The organism is Streptomyces sp. NRRL S-1022 (genome assembly GCF_000720135.1).
Taxonomy (GTDB): Bacteria; Actinomycetota; Actinomycetes; order Streptomycetales; family Streptomycetaceae; genus Streptomyces.
Genome location: NZ_JOIU01000006.1, coordinates 201,864 through 217,191, shown reverse-complemented (window position 1 = coordinate 217,191; position 15,328 = coordinate 201,864). Strand labels below are relative to the sequence as shown.

General features: G+C 73.9%; 12 protein-coding genes. 1 reads left to right on the top strand and 11 read right to left on the bottom strand.

From position 1 onward, the window contains the following. Positions 1–20: 20 nt before the first annotated feature. The 4 genes from IG05_RS0108970 to IG05_RS0108955 all read right to left on the bottom strand — a co-directional run bounded on the left by IG05_RS0108970 (position 21) and on the right by IG05_RS0108955 (position 4,516). The gene (locus IG05_RS0108970) at positions 21–1,082 is read right to left on the bottom strand and encodes a pyridoxal phosphate-dependent aminotransferase (RefSeq protein WP_051789661.1); all 1,062 of its coding nucleotides are present in this window, start codon (positions 1,080–1,082) and stop codon (positions 21–23) included. Beyond that, positions 1,079–2,191: an iron-containing redox enzyme family protein gene (locus tag IG05_RS0108965; protein ID WP_051789658.1), complete on the bottom strand. Its 1,113-nt coding sequence runs from the start codon at positions 2,189–2,191 to the stop codon at positions 1,079–1,081. The genes IG05_RS0108970 and IG05_RS0108965 overlap by 4 nt, the downstream gene beginning before the upstream one ends. Before the next feature lie 67 nt (positions 2,192–2,258). After that, positions 2,259–3,440 carry a KamA family radical SAM protein gene (locus tag IG05_RS0108960; protein WP_030340773.1) on the bottom strand — a complete coding sequence of 394 codons (1,182 nt, stop codon included), beginning with the start codon at positions 3,438–3,440 and terminating at the stop codon, positions 2,259–2,261. 53 nt (positions 3,441–3,493) lie between these two features. After that, positions 3,494–4,516, bottom strand: a complete 1,023-nt coding sequence (locus IG05_RS0108955; RefSeq protein WP_078893991.1) for a C-terminal binding protein — start codon at positions 4,514–4,516, stop codon at positions 3,494–3,496. 830 nt (positions 4,517–5,346) lie between these two features. On the opposite strand from IG05_RS0108955, the gene IG05_RS0108950 reads away from it, so the two are divergent. Then, positions 5,347–7,767 (top strand): helix-turn-helix transcriptional regulator, encoded by a 2,421-nt coding sequence (locus IG05_RS0108950; protein WP_051789654.1) that lies wholly within the window; start codon positions 5,347–5,349, stop codon positions 7,765–7,767. 15 nt (positions 7,768–7,782) lie between these two features. Here IG05_RS0108950 and IG05_RS0108945 read toward each other — a convergent pair whose 3' ends face one another. The 7 genes from IG05_RS0108945 to IG05_RS0108915 all read right to left on the bottom strand — a co-directional run bounded on the left by IG05_RS0108945 (position 7,783) and on the right by IG05_RS0108915 (position 15,293). Next, on the bottom strand, positions 7,783–8,955 hold the full coding sequence (locus IG05_RS0108945; RefSeq protein ID WP_030340768.1) for an acyl-CoA dehydrogenase family protein: 1,173 nt from the start codon (positions 8,953–8,955) through the stop codon (positions 7,783–7,785). Then, positions 8,952–9,692, bottom strand: coding sequence for a thioesterase II family protein (locus tag IG05_RS0108940; protein ID WP_051789652.1), 741 nt, complete (start codon positions 9,690–9,692; stop codon positions 8,952–8,954). Before IG05_RS0108940 ends, IG05_RS0108945 begins: the two co-directional genes overlap by 4 nt. Further along, complete coding sequence (locus IG05_RS0108935) at positions 9,689–11,128, bottom strand: FkbM family methyltransferase (protein WP_051789649.1); 1,440 nt, start codon at positions 11,126–11,128, stop codon at positions 9,689–9,691. Before IG05_RS0108935 ends, IG05_RS0108940 begins: the two co-directional genes overlap by 4 nt. Then, positions 11,125–12,234: an alpha/beta fold hydrolase gene (locus IG05_RS0108930; RefSeq protein ID WP_030340763.1), complete on the bottom strand. Its 1,110-nt coding sequence runs from the start codon at positions 12,232–12,234 to the stop codon at positions 11,125–11,127. Before IG05_RS0108930 ends, IG05_RS0108935 begins: the two co-directional genes overlap by 4 nt. Then, positions 12,234–13,193, bottom strand: a complete 960-nt coding sequence (locus tag IG05_RS0108925; RefSeq protein WP_030340762.1) for a chlorinating enzyme — start codon at positions 13,191–13,193, stop codon at positions 12,234–12,236. Before IG05_RS0108925 ends, IG05_RS0108930 begins: the two co-directional genes overlap by 1 nt. Then, positions 13,190–15,019, bottom strand: a complete 1,830-nt coding sequence (locus IG05_RS0108920; protein WP_030340760.1) for an amino acid adenylation domain-containing protein — start codon at positions 15,017–15,019, stop codon at positions 13,190–13,192. The genes IG05_RS0108925 and IG05_RS0108920 overlap by 4 nt, the downstream gene beginning before the upstream one ends. Positions 15,020–15,092: 73 nt before the next feature. Next, complete coding sequence (locus IG05_RS0108915; RefSeq protein ID WP_030340758.1) at positions 15,093–15,293, bottom strand: MbtH family protein; 201 nt, start codon at positions 15,291–15,293, stop codon at positions 15,093–15,095. Between the last annotated feature and the right edge of the window lie 35 nt (positions 15,294–15,328).

Here is a 15,328-nt window from a genome sequence, read left to right as displayed (position 1 = left end):
GTGCTGCGGCGGGGGCCGCCTCACGCCGCCCGGGTCAGCTCGGCGAGGACCGCCTCGCGCTGGGCCGTGGGACCGATGCTCATCCGCAGGCAGTCGGTCAGTCCGGGTGCGGCCAGATGCCGTACGAACACCCCGGCCTGCGCGAGTCGCTTGGCTACGGCGGCGGCGGTCTCGGTGTCGGCGCAGCGGAAGGTCACGAAGTTCGTCGTGCCCTCCAGCACCGTGTAGCCGAGCTCGGTGAGCCGCCTGCCGTAGTGGGCCCGGCCCTCGGCGGTGCGCCGGACGGTGTCGGTGAGATGCCCGACGGCGTCGAGCGCGGCGAGGGCGGCCGCCTCGGCCACCCGGCCGACGACGTAGTGCTCGCCACCCCGGCGCAGTGCGGCCAGGAGGGCGCGGTCGCCCACCGCGTAGCCGATCCGCAGGCCGGCCAGGGCGTGGGCCTTGGAGAAGGTGCGCAGCCAGAGCATGCGCCGGCCGGTCAGCTCGCCGGCCGCGGGCCGGTCGGCGGGCGGCTGGTATTCGGTGTAGGCGCCGTCGACGACCAGCAGGGTCCGGGCCGGCAGCCGGTCCGCCAGCCGCAGCAGGGCCGGTGCGCCCAGCGAACCGCCGGTCGGGTTGTCGGGGTCGGCGAGATAGACGACGTCCGCGCCGGTGTCGGTGGCCCGCCGTACCAGGGCCTCGGTGTCCACGCGCGCGTCCCGGTACGGCACGAGGTGGACCGTGGCCCCGCCGGCGCGTGCGAAGTAGGCGAAGGTCGGATAGGTGGCGTCGCTGGTCACGGCGGTGCGCCCCGGCCCGAGGAAGGCGCGGCCGATGACGCCGAGCAGTCCGTCGATGCCGGAGCCGATGTGCACGTGGTCCTCGGGGACGCCGAGGGTGTGCCCGAGTCGCCGGCGCAGCTCGTGGTGGTCGCAGTCGGGGTAGCGGTGGCACTCCCGGGCGGTGGCGCCGATGGCGCGGACCACCTCGGGGGCCGGTCCGAACTCGTTCTCGTTGGTGCTGAGCCGTTCACGCGCCCGCAGGCCCGTGGCGCGTTCGGTCATCTCCAGGGAGGGGAAGGGGTTCTCCTCCCCGCCGGTCACCGCCTCCCCTCCTGGGGGAGGTCCGGTACGTCGGCCAGCCCCAGGCGCTCGGCGAGGTATTCGTTGTACCGCCGCATGGCCAGCATCCGCAGCAGTCCGCCGGTGATCAGTTCCATGCTGGCGTCCGGCTCGGCCTCGACGATGGGCAGCACGACTCCGTCCAGCCACTCGGGGCCGTGTTCGGCGTCGCCCTCCATGTGGTTGAAGAAGAACTCGAAGTCGTGCTGGGCGGTGAACCCGTTGCGTTCCAGGCCCTTGACGACCGCAGCGTCGCGGTCGACGTCGAACAGTTCGGGCATGGCCAGGCTGCCCAGGGCCTTGAAGTAGTGGCGCCGGTTGCAGGCCAGCAGGAAGTAGAGGTTGTGTCCGGCGTACGGCCGCCAGTCCTCCCAGGGCGGGACGGTGGGCAGTTCGAGGCCGAGCCGGCGCAGGCTGCGGGTGAACTGCAGGGTGTGCGCGGCGTCGGGCCTGCCTTCCCCGCACTCGTCCCACATGTGCTTGCTGATCTCGTGCTTGACGCCCTCCATGAAGTGCGGCTGGGCGAGCACGAGGGCGTCGTAGAAGCGGTAGTTGAGGTAGCCGTCCGCCTGGATGAAGGCGGCCAGTTGGCCGGTCGTGGCCTTCTCCGCCAGGTAGGTCTCCACCGCCCGGTCGAGGTCGCTGCGTTCCTTCGCCGCCGCGAGGAACCACTCGCGGACGAACCCGGGGTGCCGGGCGTCGCCCGCGGAGGGCAGCCGGTCGGCGATCTCCTCGATGTCCGCGGCGAGGACGCGGTCCTCGTACAGGGAGCGGAACGCGTTGAACCAGGTGCTGCGTTCGTGCCGTGCGGCCGGGCTGAGCGGGTGCCCCAGCAGGGTCTCGTACACGGTGTAGGCGCTGCGGTGGACGTCGAGCAGCGCGTCGTCGTCCCCGTGGGACAGTCCCTCCTCCAGCCTCCGGGTGAGTGCGGCCGTCAGGTCGTCGTGGACGGGGAGTCGCTCCACCGTCGTCCCGGGGCCGCGGAGGCACTCGTTCAGCCTGCGTTCCACCGATTCGGCCGGGGTCTCGTGCGCGTCGCGCAGCACCCCGTGCCGAGCCGGCATCCGCTCCAGGCTCAGATCCCTGCTCACTCGCCTGTCCTCCGTCGCTGTCGTTCCGTGTGATGGTGCGATGTGCGGGGAAGCCGGGTCCGGCTCCTCACACGATCTCCGGGTCGGGGTACTCGATGGTTTCCTGCTGCCAGTTGACGGCGCGCAGGACGCGGACGCCGTTGGCGTCGACGGCGTGCCGCGGGTAGGCGTCCGGCGAGTCGATCAGCGGGACGGTGTACTTGCCGGTGGCGTGCGGCAGCACGTATTCGGGCACGGCGGGGTTGGATATGTGCCGTTTGAGCGCGCGGACGATCTCCACCCCGCGGCTGACGGGGACGCGGAAGGCGCTCGCCTCGGGGCTGTGCGGCATGAAGTGGTACAGGTAGCCGGCGTGGACGCCACGCCGGTACAGGCCCATGCACAGCTCCCGCATCGTCCCGGTGTCGTCGTTGACGCCGCCGAGCAGCGGGACGTTGGCGAAGAGGATGGGGACCGCGCCGTGCAGCCGGCGTACCGCGTCGTCGAAGTCCGGGCTGAGTTCGCGGGGATGCGTGATGTGCAGGCCGACCGCGGTCACGTCGTGCCGGGCCAGTACGGAGACGAGACCGGAGTCGATGCGGTACGGGTTGAAGGTGAGCGAGCGGGTGTGCAGGCGCACGATCAGGTCGGGGCGGACGGCGCGGGCCTCCGTCAGCACCTGGTCGATCTGGTCGTTGCTGTGCATGAGCGGCTCGCCGCCGCTCAGGATCATCTCCTCCACCTGCGGGTTGGCGCGCAGGAAGTCGAGCGTGGCCTGCCAGTGGCCGCGGTCGAAGGAGACCTTGGTGGAGTCGCGGTCCAGGGTGCGCAGCGCCTCGTAACAGAACTGGCAGTAGGCGTGGCACACATTGGCGTAGCGGACGATGACCCGGTTGTCGTACTTGTGCTGGGCGATCGGGGTGACCATCTCGCTGGGCAGTTCCCAGTTCTCGGTCTTCCCGTCGTACGTGTAGGGGTCCTCCCCGTCGCCCGTCTCGTCGGTGTCGATGGGGACGACCTGCTTCCACAGCGGGTCGTCGGCCAGCGGGTTGCCCGTGTGCGGGTCCGTCTCGACGAGGCTGAGGAAGTAGGGCGTCGCCTGGAACCGCTTGGTCCGGTTGTGCCGGTCGATGATGTCCAGCAGCCGCTGGTCGCAGTTGGGGAAGTGGCTCTTCAGCTGGCGGGAGGTGCGTACCGCGTTGCGCTGTTGCCACTTCCAGTCCGTCCACGCCTGCCTCGCGGCGTCGGGGGACAGGGTTTCCACAGCCATCGAGATCCTTCGGGGTTCAGCGGCGGTGAGGTCGGGGGGCGGTACCGGTGCGCTCAGACCACGCGTACGGCCGAGGTGACGGGTGCCGCGACGATCAGCTCGCGGACCGCCTCGGCGGCCCGGGTGCGCAGCTCGGCCAACGAGGCCACGGAGTAGAAGGCGGCGTGCGGGGTGAGCAGCACGCGGGGGTGGTCGCGCAGCCAGTGCGGCAGTTCCGGTTCGCCCTCCACGACGTCGAGCGCGACGCGGCCGGGGCGGCCGGCGGCCAGCGCCGGGCGCAGCGCGGAGACGTCGACCACGCCGCCGCGTGCCGTGTTGATCAGCAGCGAGCCGGGCTTCATCCGGTCCAGTTCGCGCGCGCCCAGCAGGTGGTGGGTGGTGGAGTCGAGCGGGACGTGGACGCTCACCACGTCGGCGTCGGCGAGGAGTTCGTCGAGGGAGTGCCTGCGCTCCAGGCCCAGGGACTTCTCGATCCCGGGGTGGTTGTGGGGGTCGTGGAAGCAGACCCGGATGCCGAAGGCGCGGGCGCGCTGGGCGACGGCCAGGCCGATGCGGCCCAGCCCGACGATGCCCCAGGTCATGTCGCGCACCCGGGGGGCGTCGGTGATGGAGCGCCAGTCCCAGCCGCCGTCGCGCACGTGCTCGCGGAGGTCGGGGAGCCTGCGGACCTGGGCGAGGAAGAGGGCGAGGGTGTGGTCGGCGACCTCCTCGGTGCCGTAGTGGGGGATGTGGAAGACGCTGGTGCCGGCGGCGCGGGCCGCCTCGACGGCGACGTGGTCGTACCCCGTGCTGGCGCAGATGACGGCGCGGCATCTGGTGTTGCGGGTGAAGTAGGAGGCGTCGAGCGGGACACGGTGCCAGAGGATCATGTAGTCGCACTCGGCCTCCGGCAGCCGGTCCCGCTCGTCTTCCGGCACGACGACCAGGCGCACGGTGCCGTGCGGGCCGACGACGCGTCCCTCGATGTCGGGGCTCTCGACGTATCCACCGCCCGGAGCGTCCACCACCCACACTACGGGCGTCTTGTCGTGGCCGTCTCCCGCGTCCCTGGGCACGTCAGGCGCCAGCTGAACCATCGCTCCCCTTTGACATAGGTGCGGACGAAACAGCCGTGCGGACGGCCGGATGGGGGCCACCGCCGGCGGTTTCGGGGGTTTCTCCGTTCCGACAGGAGAAGTTCCGACAGGAGGAGAAAGAGAAGTTACCTGGCCAGGCCTTCGGCCTCCGGGCCGGGCCGGCCGTCATGCGCATCCGTCAGCTGCTTGAAATGGATCAGAAATACAGCCGGTAACGACTCTGTTCTATCAGTTCGAAAACGGCCGCACAAGGATGCCGTCGTGCGCATTCCAGCCGGTTTCGAGCGTGCCGGGCAGCATCCCCCGCCCGGGTGTGACTCAATCCTGACCGCATATCACCCGAACGAACCAGGTCGAGAACCGGACATGCCGGAGGTGGAAATCCCGCCACCGGGAAGGGTCCTGAATGACCGACTCTACTCGGGTTTGTTCATGCTTCTTTCCGCCACACGTGGCCGGAACATGTGGTTACCGTCCGGTTGGTATCCGTGCACCGTGGCCGGATGCATGACCTCCGCACGGTGCAATCACACCTCCGCCATCCCCCGTACCACCGGAAGTTTTAAATTCTTTTCGACGGCGGGGCTGCACCGCGATTTGGCGGGGCCCGTTCCACGTGCGCTTTCGCCGCACTACCGAATCCGGCAGTCGACTCGTTACCCTGGGATCCTGTCGCCGGTAAAAAATCTTGCGCTGACGCGCGTCACCGGCCGCCCGGTATTTCTCGCCACTCGACCGCCGCCGCAGACGGGTCCGGCAATCCGGCCCGTCGCTTCTCGGGCTTCCTCGGGCTCCCCCCTCCCGGGCTCAGACGAAAGAGGTGCGCTTACTTGCCACACCGTGAGGACACTCGGCACACCGACCACGCGACAGGCCCCCGGGGCCCCTCCGACAGCCGGCCGACGACAGCGGACGGGCGCGCGCACGCCCTGCACGCGAGAGCGCGGGAACTCGCCGCGCTCGAACAGGTCCTCGACCACGACGAACCCGGCGTGCCGCTCGTCGAGGTGCGGGGCGACCCCTGGATGGGCAAGTCGGCCCTCCTGGCGGCCCTCGGCGAACGCGCGCGTGAACGGGGGTGGACGGTGGCTTCCGCGGCGGCCGGATCGGTCCCCGAGGGACTTCCGTTCGGCGTCTTCGCCGACGCCCTCGACGAGCTGCTGGCACCGGTCGGCGACCAGACCGTGTCCTGGCTCTCCCCGCACCACCTGTCCTGGCTGGCCGGCATCTTCCCGGCGCTGTCCTGGCACGCCCCGGCCGTCGCGCTGCCCGCCAACCCCTGCGAGCACCACCACGCCCTGCACGCGGTCCGCAGCCTCCTCGGCCATCTCGGCTCCCGCGACCGCCTGCTGCTGATCCTCGACGACATGCACCTGGCCGACGAGGCCTCGGTCCTGCTCCTGCAGCACCTGCTGCGGCACCCCGCCCCGCGGGTGGTGCTGGCGCTCGCGCACCGGCCCCGGCAGGACCAGCAGAGCCTGCGCATCCTGCTGGGGGAGGCCGCGGCGGCCGGCCGGTCCGCCCGGCTGGAGCTGTCGCCGCTGCCCGACGAGCAGCTCGGCGCCCTCCTGCCCCGGCCCCTGCTGCCCGCCCGGCTGCGCAGCCTGCTGCACGCCTCCCAGGGCCGCCCCGGGCTGCTCCGCGCCCTCGCCCTGAGCGCCCCGTGGGCCGACGACGTGCCGGGCGGCCCGCACTCTCCGGCCGACCCGGCGATGTCCCTGCTGCGCGAGTTCCGCGGACTGTCCCCGCTGGGGCGGACGGTGGCGCACGCGGCGGCCGTGCTCCAGGAACCCTTCGACACCGCGCTGCTGGCGGAAGCCGCGCGGGCCGGCGAGGACGAGACCCGGGCGGGGGTGGACGAGCTGGTCCGGCGGGACATCCTGCGGCCCGGTGCCACCAGGGGGACCTTCCGGTTCCGCGATCCGCTGGTGCGCCGCACGGCGCACGACACGGCGGGCGTCGCCTGGCAGCTGGGCGCCCACGCGCGCGCGGCCACGGCGCTGCGCGACCGCGCGGCCTGTCCGGCACGCGTCGCCTGGCACCTGGGCCACGGCGGGCTCACCGCCCGGGACGGCGAGGGCGTCCGCATCCTCCAGGAGGCGGCGCGCTCCGTGCTGTGGCAACGCCCCGACCGCGCGGCCGGCTGGCTCGGGGCCACGCTGGACCCGCGCTCGGACACCGGCGACCCCCGGCAGCGGCTGCGGCTCGCCACGGCGCTGGCGCTGAGCGGCGATCCGGCCGGGAGCCTGGCCATGTTCGACGGCACGCTGGAGAAGGGCTCGGTGGCGCACCCGGACGCCGAGCTGTGGCGCGCCCGGGTGCTGCGCCTGCTGGGCCGGCACGGCGAAGCCGCCGACCTGCTGGAGAAGACGGCCGCCAACCTGACGCCGGACGCCCACGAGTTGCGGGCCCGAACGACGGCGGCCCTGCTGGAGACCTGCCTGGAGGCGGGCGAACGCCCGCGCCCGGCCCTGGTCGAGGACGCCGGCGCCGTCACGGAACCCGACCCCGCCCTGCGGGCCCTGCTGCTCGCGCTGCGGGCGCTCGCCTCCGGGTCCGACGCAGCCGCGGCCGGCGGGCGGGCCGAGCTGGTGCAGCGCGCGGCCCGCCTGGCGGACGGGCTGGGCGACGAGCCGGCGCTGCGCGCGCTGGACACCCTGTACTGGGTGGCCCGGGCCGAGAGCGCGCTGGGCCGGGACACCGCGGCGCTCGGGCGGCTGGAACGCGCACTCGACCTCGCGCTGCGGCACCGGCTGCGCTACGTCGTCCCCCAACTGGCCGTCGCGGCGGGACGGATCCTGCTGGCCCGGGGGGACACGGCCGCCGCCGGGCTGTACGCCGACCACGCCCGGCGCGCCGCCGAGCGCATGGGCAGCGGTTTCCAGGCCGAAGCGGCCGGCCGGCTCCGCGCCCGGACCGACCGGCCCGGGCCGCCCGGCACCGCACGCGCCACCGCCGGGAGGGACGCGGCGCAGGCCGAGCCGGAGCCCGGCACGGCCGGGGCGCCCGAGCCGGTGCCGGACGACCGCCCCGCGGACTCCTCGACCGGGCTCAGCCGGCTGAGCGAACGCGAACGGGAGATCTCCGTGCTGGTCAGCAAGGGCCGGACCAACCAGCAGATCGCCCGGGCGCTGGCGCTCAGTCCCAAGACGGTGGAGACCTATCTGGCCCGGGTGTTCAAGAAGCTCACGCTGTGTTCCCGGGCCCAGCTGGCCGCGCTCGTCGGGATGGAAGGGGGGCTGGCCGGCTGACCGGACGCCGGCCCCTCAGGACGCCGGGGCCCGCAGCACCGCCCGTCCGATGAGATCACGCATGACCTCGCTCGGCCCGGCGGCGATGGTGGCCGCGCGGGCGTCGCGGTGGATCCGCGCCACCGCCGAGGAGTCCAGGTAGCCCGCCGAGCCGTGCAGTTGGAGGCTGGTCTCGGCCAGCCGGCACGCCAGTTCCGTCGTGTGCAGCTTGGCCATCGAGCACTCGGTGGCCGGCAACTCCCCCTGCTCGTAGAGCCAGGCCGCGTGGTAGACGAGCTGACGGGCCGCCGCGAGCTCGGTCGCGAGGTCGGCGATGCGGTGGGCGGGGGCCTGGAGGTCGGCCAGGTGGCCGCCGAACGCCCGGCGTCCGGTCAGGAAGCGCCGGGTGTCCTCCAGGCAGCGGTCCATGCCGCCGAGCGCCGCCGCCGCGGCGACCAGGCGTTCCAGTTGCAGGCCCCGCATCAGCTGGTAGAAGCCGCTGCCGGGCCGACCGAGCAGGCAGCCCACCGGGACCCGTACCCCGTCGTAGGTCACCGTGGCCGTGCCCGCGGAGCGCCAGCCGAGGGTGGCCACCGGCTCGGTGGTGATGCCGGGCAGCCGGGCGTCGACCACCAGCAGGGAGAGCCCCGTCGTGCCGCGCGGCCCGGAGCCGGCGGGGGGCGCGGTGCGGACGGCCACGACGTGGAAATCGGCGCTCGTGCCGTTGCTGACCATGGACTTCACCCCGCGGACCACATAGTGGCCGCCGTCCTGTTCCGCCGTGGTGACGAGCCCGGACAGGTCCGCGCCCGCGCCGGGTTCGGTGATCGCCAGGGCGGCGACCCGGTCGCCGCGGACCGCGGGGGCGAGGTAGTCGCGGTCCAGCACGGGATCGCGGGCCGCCGCCAGGTAGTGCGTGGCCATGTAGGCGTGCACGGACACCGCGGCGCGGCAGCCGCCGAAGCCGGTGCGGCCGAGTTCCTCCAGGAACACCACGGACGTGAACAGGTCCTGCTCCGTGCCGCCCACCCGCCGGGGGTGCAGCAGGCCCAGCAGGCCCTCGTCGCCGAGGACCTTCCACGCCGTACGGGGCAGTCGCCCCTCCCGCTCCCAGGACTCGCCGGCCGGCCCGGCGAGCGCGTCCAGCACCGCCCGCACCCGGGCGCGGAACTCCTCGTGCCGTTCGGTCAGGTAGACGGATCGTGTCATCCGGCGGCTCCGAGTTCGCGGTTGAGCAGGTCCACCACGCCGGCGGACGGGTCGGAGAGGAAGAAGTGGCCGCCGGTCACCTCGTGGCCCCGGAACCCGCCGGACGCCAGATGCCGCCACGCCCGTACGGCGCTGGGCGGGGCGACCGGGTCGGCGTCGCCCCACAGCACGGTGACGGGGACGGGGACGGGGCGCGGCGGGTGCGCCGGCCAGGTCTCGGCCAGCCGCACATCGGCGCGCAGGGCGGGTGCGAACAGCCGGAACAGGCCGGGACTGGCCAGGACCTCCGCCGGAGCGCCGCCCAGGTCGCGCAGCCGGGCGGCGAATTCCGGCTCCGGCAGGTGGTGGATGGCGGGCAGGGCGCGGGCGACGCCCGGGGCGCGGCAGGCCGAGATGACGACGCGTTCCGGTGGGCGGCCGAGTCCGGCGGTCGCCGCCTCGTACGCGAGCATGCCGCCCATGCTGTGTCCGAACAGGACGTACGGCGAGGGCACGTGCCGCATCAGGGCGCGGCCGAACGCGCCGACCAGCGCGTCCCAGTCGGACAGCGGCCGTTCGCCCAGCCGGCTCTCCCGGCCGGGCAGCCGGACCCACACCGGCTCCACGTCCGGGGACAGCTCCTCGGCCCAGTCCCGGAAGACCGCCGCGCCGCCGCCCGCGTACGGCAGGCCCACCAGCCGGACCCGGGCGGCGGGCCGGGCCAGCGGGCGGTGGAACCACCGGCTGGTGGAGGTCACCGGGACCGGGCCGGACCGGAGGGCTGCTCACCGGAGGCCTCGACGGCGGCGGCCAGCGCGCCGAAGGTGCCGGCGGTGAAGATCAGGTCCGGTTCCAGCGCGTCCTCGCCGAGCTGCTCCTCCAGCCGGGTCAGCAGGCGCATGGCGGTCAGCGAGTCGCCTCCGAGGTCGAAGAAGTCCGCGTCCGGGCGGACCGCCTCGGCGCCGAAGATGCCCGCCCAGACCCGGGCGAAGACCTCGGCACGGGCCGAGAGCGGGACGGTGGCCCGGGGCACCTCCTCCGCGCGCTCGCCGGCCGCCCCGAGGTCGGTGGTGAGTTCGAACCGGCCCGGTGCCGGGGTGCCGGGCAGCCTGCGGGCCAGCAGGTCGCGCAGTTCGGCCTCCAGGCGCCACAGCACCGGCCCGGGATTTGGCCGGTGCGCGGTCCCGGGCGGGCGGGCGCCGGTGTCCCCGGGCGCGCCGGGGCGGCGGGCGTAGACGTTGACGCAGGCGGTGTCGGCCAGCCGCGGGTCCTGCTCGTGGACGACGCCGAAACCCCGGCCCTCCAGGGTCTTGGTGACGGAGGCCAGGCGTCCGTCGATGTCGTGCACCTCCATCACGATCTGCCGGATGCCGGCCCACAGCTCGGGGCTGATGCCCCGCAGCACGTCCTCCTCGGCCTTCTCCACGTCGATCTTGAGCAGGTCGATCCGGGTCAGCCCGTGGTCGGCGGCGATCCGGGCGAGCGTGGTGACGGCGACCCGCCGGTGCTCGGCGGCCAGCAGGTCGGCGGCGAGCCGGTCGGCCACGAGCCGGTCCTGCGGGTCCACGCCCTCGCTGTCGGCGCCGGTGAGCAGGTAGCCGCGCAGCGTGCGCCGGTCGTCGTCGGCGTCGGCGAACGCGCCGGACATCACGCTGTTGTGCGGGTAGAAGGTGAAGTCCGCCTCCCCCTCGGCGGCGCCGACGGCCCGGGCGACGACCGTGACGTCGGCCGCGTGCACTTCGGCGTTGACGGCCACCGCGGCGGCGAGTTCGGCGAGCGGTTCGCAGGCGATGATCCGTGCTCCGGGGCTGCGGCGGGCCGCGCACAGGGTGAACATGCCGATGTTGGCGCCGACGTCCACGACGACGGCACCGGCGGGCAGGTCGACGCCGTGCCGGAAGTAGACGTCGTCCACGAAGATCTCGCGGTGGAGGAAGTCGCTCTCGCTGCGGTTCACCCCGGCCACCCGCAGGTCGGCGGCGGGCTCGTGCCAGCCGAGCGGGCCGAGGCGGCCGGCCGCCTCCACGGCCGCCGAGCGGTGCAGCAGCGGGGCCCGCTCCGGGTCGGGGACCAGGCGGACGACCGCGGGGCCGCCGCCGTCCGGTACCTCCACGGCGGCGTCGGCCACGGCCGCGTGCTCGCGCAGCACCGCCGCGAGCCGCCCGGCCGGGTCGGTGTCCTCGAACTGGCTCATGCGTCCTCCAGGACGTCGCTCAGGAACCGCTCGGCGAGCCGGACCACCTCCGGGCCCGCGTCGAACGCGGTGAGGTGGTCGCCGGACGGCCGGGTGACCAGCCGCGCCCGGGGCAGGTGGGCCGCGACGTAGCGCGATCCGGCCGGGTGGGCGGTGACGTCGTCCCGGCTGGTCACCACGAGCACGGGCTGGGCGGCCGACAGGTAGGGGCGGGAGTCGTGGGACATGATCGCTCCGTTGAGCAGGCCGTAGCGGTGCAGCAACAGCGGAGTCGCGTAAGGGTAGATGAGGTGGTGGGCGATGTCGGGGCGCAGCGAGTCCAGCACCACGGGGCGGCGCATCAGCCGGTGCACGCCCGCCGCCTTCTCCGGGCCGCGGGCGGCCATCGCCATCATGGCCTGCATGTCACGCTGGTGCTCCGTCCGCGGTGCCGCGTCCCCGAGGTCGTAGTCGCCGTGCCACAGGCTGAGCGAGCTGACCCGCGGGCCGGCGGTGGCCGCCGCGGCCAGCGCGAGGACCGCTCCGCCGCACAGTCCCATCACATGGGCACCGGGGACGTCCAGGGCGTCGAGGACCGCGAGCAGGTCGCCGGCCTGGGAGGCCACGTCATGCGCGCCGAGCGGGGCGGGACCGTCCGCGTCCGGCGCGCCGAACATGCCCCGGCTCTCCCAGGTCACCACGCGGAACGGGCCGGCGAGCGCCCGCATCCATCCCGCGGTGAGCCCGGCCGGCATGCCGCAGGCCGTCACCAGGGCGACGACGGGGGCGTCCGGGGGCCCGGCCGACCAGCAGCGCAGCGCGGTGCCGTCGGTGGCCCGGACCGGGACCGGCCCCTCGGTACGCCACTGACCCGCCGGCCCGGCGGCCGTGCCGTCCCCGGCGCTCGCCCGGGCCAGGTGTCTGGTGAGTGCCAGTTCCACGGACCACAGGCCGTCGGGGTCCGCGACCACCTCCAGCCGGGGCAGTCCCAGCTGCCCGGTGACGGAGTCCAGCCGCACCTGGGTCAGCGGGGCGCCGGGCGTCGAGGCGACCCGCAGGCCGGGCACGGCGCGGACGAGGGCGTCGGCGTCGACGAGGGCCTCCGCCAGGCGCCTCGACGGGTCCATCACCGGGTCGCCGGCCGGGAGCGGTGCGGGAACGGGACGCCCCGGGTGGTGTGTCCGGCCAGGGTGTTGTGGCCGTAGCGGTCCTCGCCGCTGACCAGCACCGCGCCGTAGCGGTCCAGGCTCACCGTGCCGCCGTACTCCTCGATGACCTCGGTGTCCGGGTAGATCCGCACCGAGGTGGGGACGTACCGGGACGCGTAGCCCATCCGCATCTGCTTGCTCCTGCCGGAGTGCGGATGGGAGGCGTGCATGAGGGTCGACCAGAAGACGATGAACTGCCCGGCGCGCATCTCCATCGACACGGCCTTCGACTCGTCGGGCTTGAAGTCCGGGTCGATCTGCAGCTCCCGGTAGTCGTAGCCGAAGAAGCCGCGCCGCACGCCGTCCTTCACCACGGAGGCGTTGCGTTCGGGCGCGTAGTGCATGCGTTTGGTCTCGTCGTAGTTCATGGACTCGTGGGTGCCGGGGATGAACTGCAGGCAGCCCATGTCGACGGTGGCCTCGCTGAAGGCGCACCAGACGGTGATGGTGCCGCCGAAGCGGGATGCGCCGGGCCACAGGATCTGCGGGCTGCCGGAGGCGTTGGCGAAGGTGTCCGCCTGGTGCCAGTCGGTGCCCTCGTCGCCCGGGTTCTTGGGGAAGAACTCGGTGCGCCAGCACAGCACGTCGGGGCCGAGGATGCCGGCGACGCGGTCCACGATCTCGGGGCGGCCGATGTGCTGGGCGAGGAACGGGTGGTCGAGGTGGCGGTCGTAGTTGGCGATGTTGGTGCTGCCCGAGACGGCCGCGTCGGCGCGGTAGACGGCGTGGCTGCGGTCGAGCAGTTCCAGCCGGGTCCGGCCCCACCGGTCGGCGATCTCCTCGGGTTCGTAGAGGGTGAAGGGGCCCGCGAAGCCGTCGCGGTGGAAGGCCGCCAGTTCCTCGGGGGTGAGGGAGAAGTCCGTGGTCTGCGCCGTCATGGTGTCTCCGTAAGGTGTCGGGCGCGCTGGGCCAGCGCGGCGTCGACGTGCGGGGCGAGCGCGCCCACCGTCGCCCCGCCGATCAGGACGGTGATGTCGAGATCGGTGTCGAATTCCTCGTTGACCCGGGCGAACATCCGCACCAGGGACAGGGAGGTGCCGCCGAGGGAGAAGAAGTCCTCGTCGGCTCCCACGTGCGGCACGTCCAGCACGGACCGCCAGATCGCGGCGATGCGCTCCGCGGTGCCGGCGGTGGGGCCGGCCGCGGCGGCGGGTCCGGCCGCGCCGGGCGGTGCGGGCAGCCGGTCCTTGTCCACCTTGCCGTTGGCGGTGAGCGGCAGTCCGGCCAGCGTGACGTACCGGGACGGACACATGTGGGCGGGCAGCAGTTCCCCGGCCAGCTTGGCGAGTTCGGCGGCGAGGGACTCCGGGGCGGCGGCGGACTGCACGTACGCGATGAGCCGGACGTCGCCGTCGCCGTGGTCGTGCGGTACGACGACGGCCCGCCGGACCTCGTCGTGACCGGCGAGGACCGCTTCGATCTCGCCCGGTTCGACGCGGTGGCCGCGGATCTTGAGCTGGTCGTCGACCCGGCCCAGGTAGCCGTAGCCGCCTTCCGGCAGGGCGACGACCCGGTCCCCGGTGCGCAGCCGGCGCCGGCGTACGCCGTCGGCTCCGACGTGTGCGACGAACCGCTCCGCGTCCAGGTCCGGGCGGCCGAGGTAGCCGCGGGCCACGCCCGGTCCCTCGATGAACAGTTCACCGGGCTCGCCGTCGGCGGGGGGCGTGCCGTCCTCGCCGAGCAGGTGGAAGGCGAGGTCGGCGAGCGGGGCCCCGATCGGGCTGGGTCCGCGCCGGTCCAGATCGGTGCGGTCGAGCGGCCGGCAGGAGGCGTGCACCGTCGCCTCCGTGATGCCGTACATGTTGACCAGCCGGGGACGGTCGGTGCCGTACCGGTCGGCCCAGGGCCGCAGTGCCGCGACGTCCAGCGCCTCGCCGCCGAGGATCACCAGCCGCAGGGCGCCCGGGTCGGGCGCGGTCCGCAGGTCGGCCGCCATGAGCCCGTGGAACGCCGACGGTGTCTGGCTGAGCACGGTGACGCCCTGGGCGCGCACCAGGTCGCGGAACGCCTCCGGGGCCCGGGCGACCTCGCGCGGGACGATCAGCAGGCGGCCGCCCGACAGCAGCGGGCCCCAGATCTCCCACACGGAGAAGTCGAAGGCGGCGGAGTGGAACATCGACCACACGTCGTGCTCGTCGAAGGCGAGGTGCTCCCGGACGACGTCGAAGAGGCGGAGCACGCTGTGCTGTTCCACCTGGACGCCCTTGGGGTCGCCGGTGGAGCCGGAGGTGTAGATGACGTAGGCGAGGTCGGTGCCGTCCCCGGCGGGGTCCGGGGCGGCGGGACCGGCCGGCGCCGCGGGCGGGCCGTCCAGGGTGACGGCCCGTACGGCGGGGTGCCGCCCGGCGCCCGGCAGCAGGGGCGCGGTGGCCGGGGTGACGACGGCCAGCGGGGAGCCGCTGTCGCGCAGCGTCCACGCGATGCGGGCCGGCGGGTACTCCGGGTCGATGGGCAGGTAGGCGGCGCCCGCCTTGAGGATGCCGAGCATCCCCACGACGAGGTCGGTGCCGCGCGGGGTCAGCAGGGTCACCAGCGAGCCCCTGCGTGCTCCCGCGCGGACGAGTTCCGCGGCGAGCGCGTCCGTGCGCGCGTCCAGTTCGCGATAGGTCAGGTCGCCGTCCGGTGCGGTGACCGCCGTCCTGTCCGGGAATTGCGCGACCGCACCCCGGAACGCCTGGGGGATCGTTCGGGCTGCCTGGGGCATCCGCCCTCCTCGTGTGTCGGCTCGGTTCCTGCAAGACGTCGGCGTGCTCCCGGACGGGACCGGCCGGCGGCGCTCAGGACTCCATGGCCCGCCGCAGGCTCAGCGGCCTCATGTCGGTCCACCGGGTCTCGATGTCGGCCAGGCAGGCGTCCTTGGTCGCGGCCCGGCCCACCGCCCGCCAGCCGGCCGGCACCAGCCTCCCGGCCGGCCAGATGGAGTACTGCTCCTCGTCGTTGACGACCACGACGTAGCGTGCGGTCACGGCGTCGGTCATGTCCGCTCCCTGTGTGTCGGTTCCGGTGCGGCGGC

Bases quoted from the DNA above. Each gene is read 5' to 3' on its own strand.
- IG05_RS0108930 (WP_030340763.1), bottom strand. From the start codon at position 12,234: ATGGACCCGTCGAGGCGCCTGGCGGAGGCCCTCGTCGACGCCGACGCC.
- IG05_RS0108915 (WP_030340758.1), bottom strand. From the start codon at position 15,293: ATGACCGACGCCGTGACCGCACGCTACGTCGTGGTCGTCAACGACGAG.
- IG05_RS0108960 (WP_030340773.1), bottom strand. From the start codon at position 3,440: ATGGCTGTGGAAACCCTGTCCCCCGACGCCGCGAGGCAGGCGTGGACG.
- IG05_RS0108925 (WP_030340762.1), bottom strand. From the start codon at position 13,193: ATGACGGCGCAGACCACGGACTTCTCCCTCACCCCCGAGGAACTGGCG.
- IG05_RS0108935 (WP_051789649.1), bottom strand. From the start codon at position 11,128: ATGAGCCAGTTCGAGGACACCGACCCGGCCGGGCGGCTCGCGGCGGTG.
- IG05_RS0108945 (WP_030340768.1), bottom strand. From the start codon at position 8,955: ATGACACGATCCGTCTACCTGACCGAACGGCACGAGGAGTTCCGCGCC.
- IG05_RS0108955 (WP_078893991.1), bottom strand. From the start codon at position 4,516: ATGGTTCAGCTGGCGCCTGACGTGCCCAGGGACGCGGGAGACGGCCAC.
- IG05_RS0108920 (WP_030340760.1), bottom strand. From the start codon at position 15,019: ATGCCCCAGGCAGCCCGAACGATCCCCCAGGCGTTCCGGGGTGCGGTC.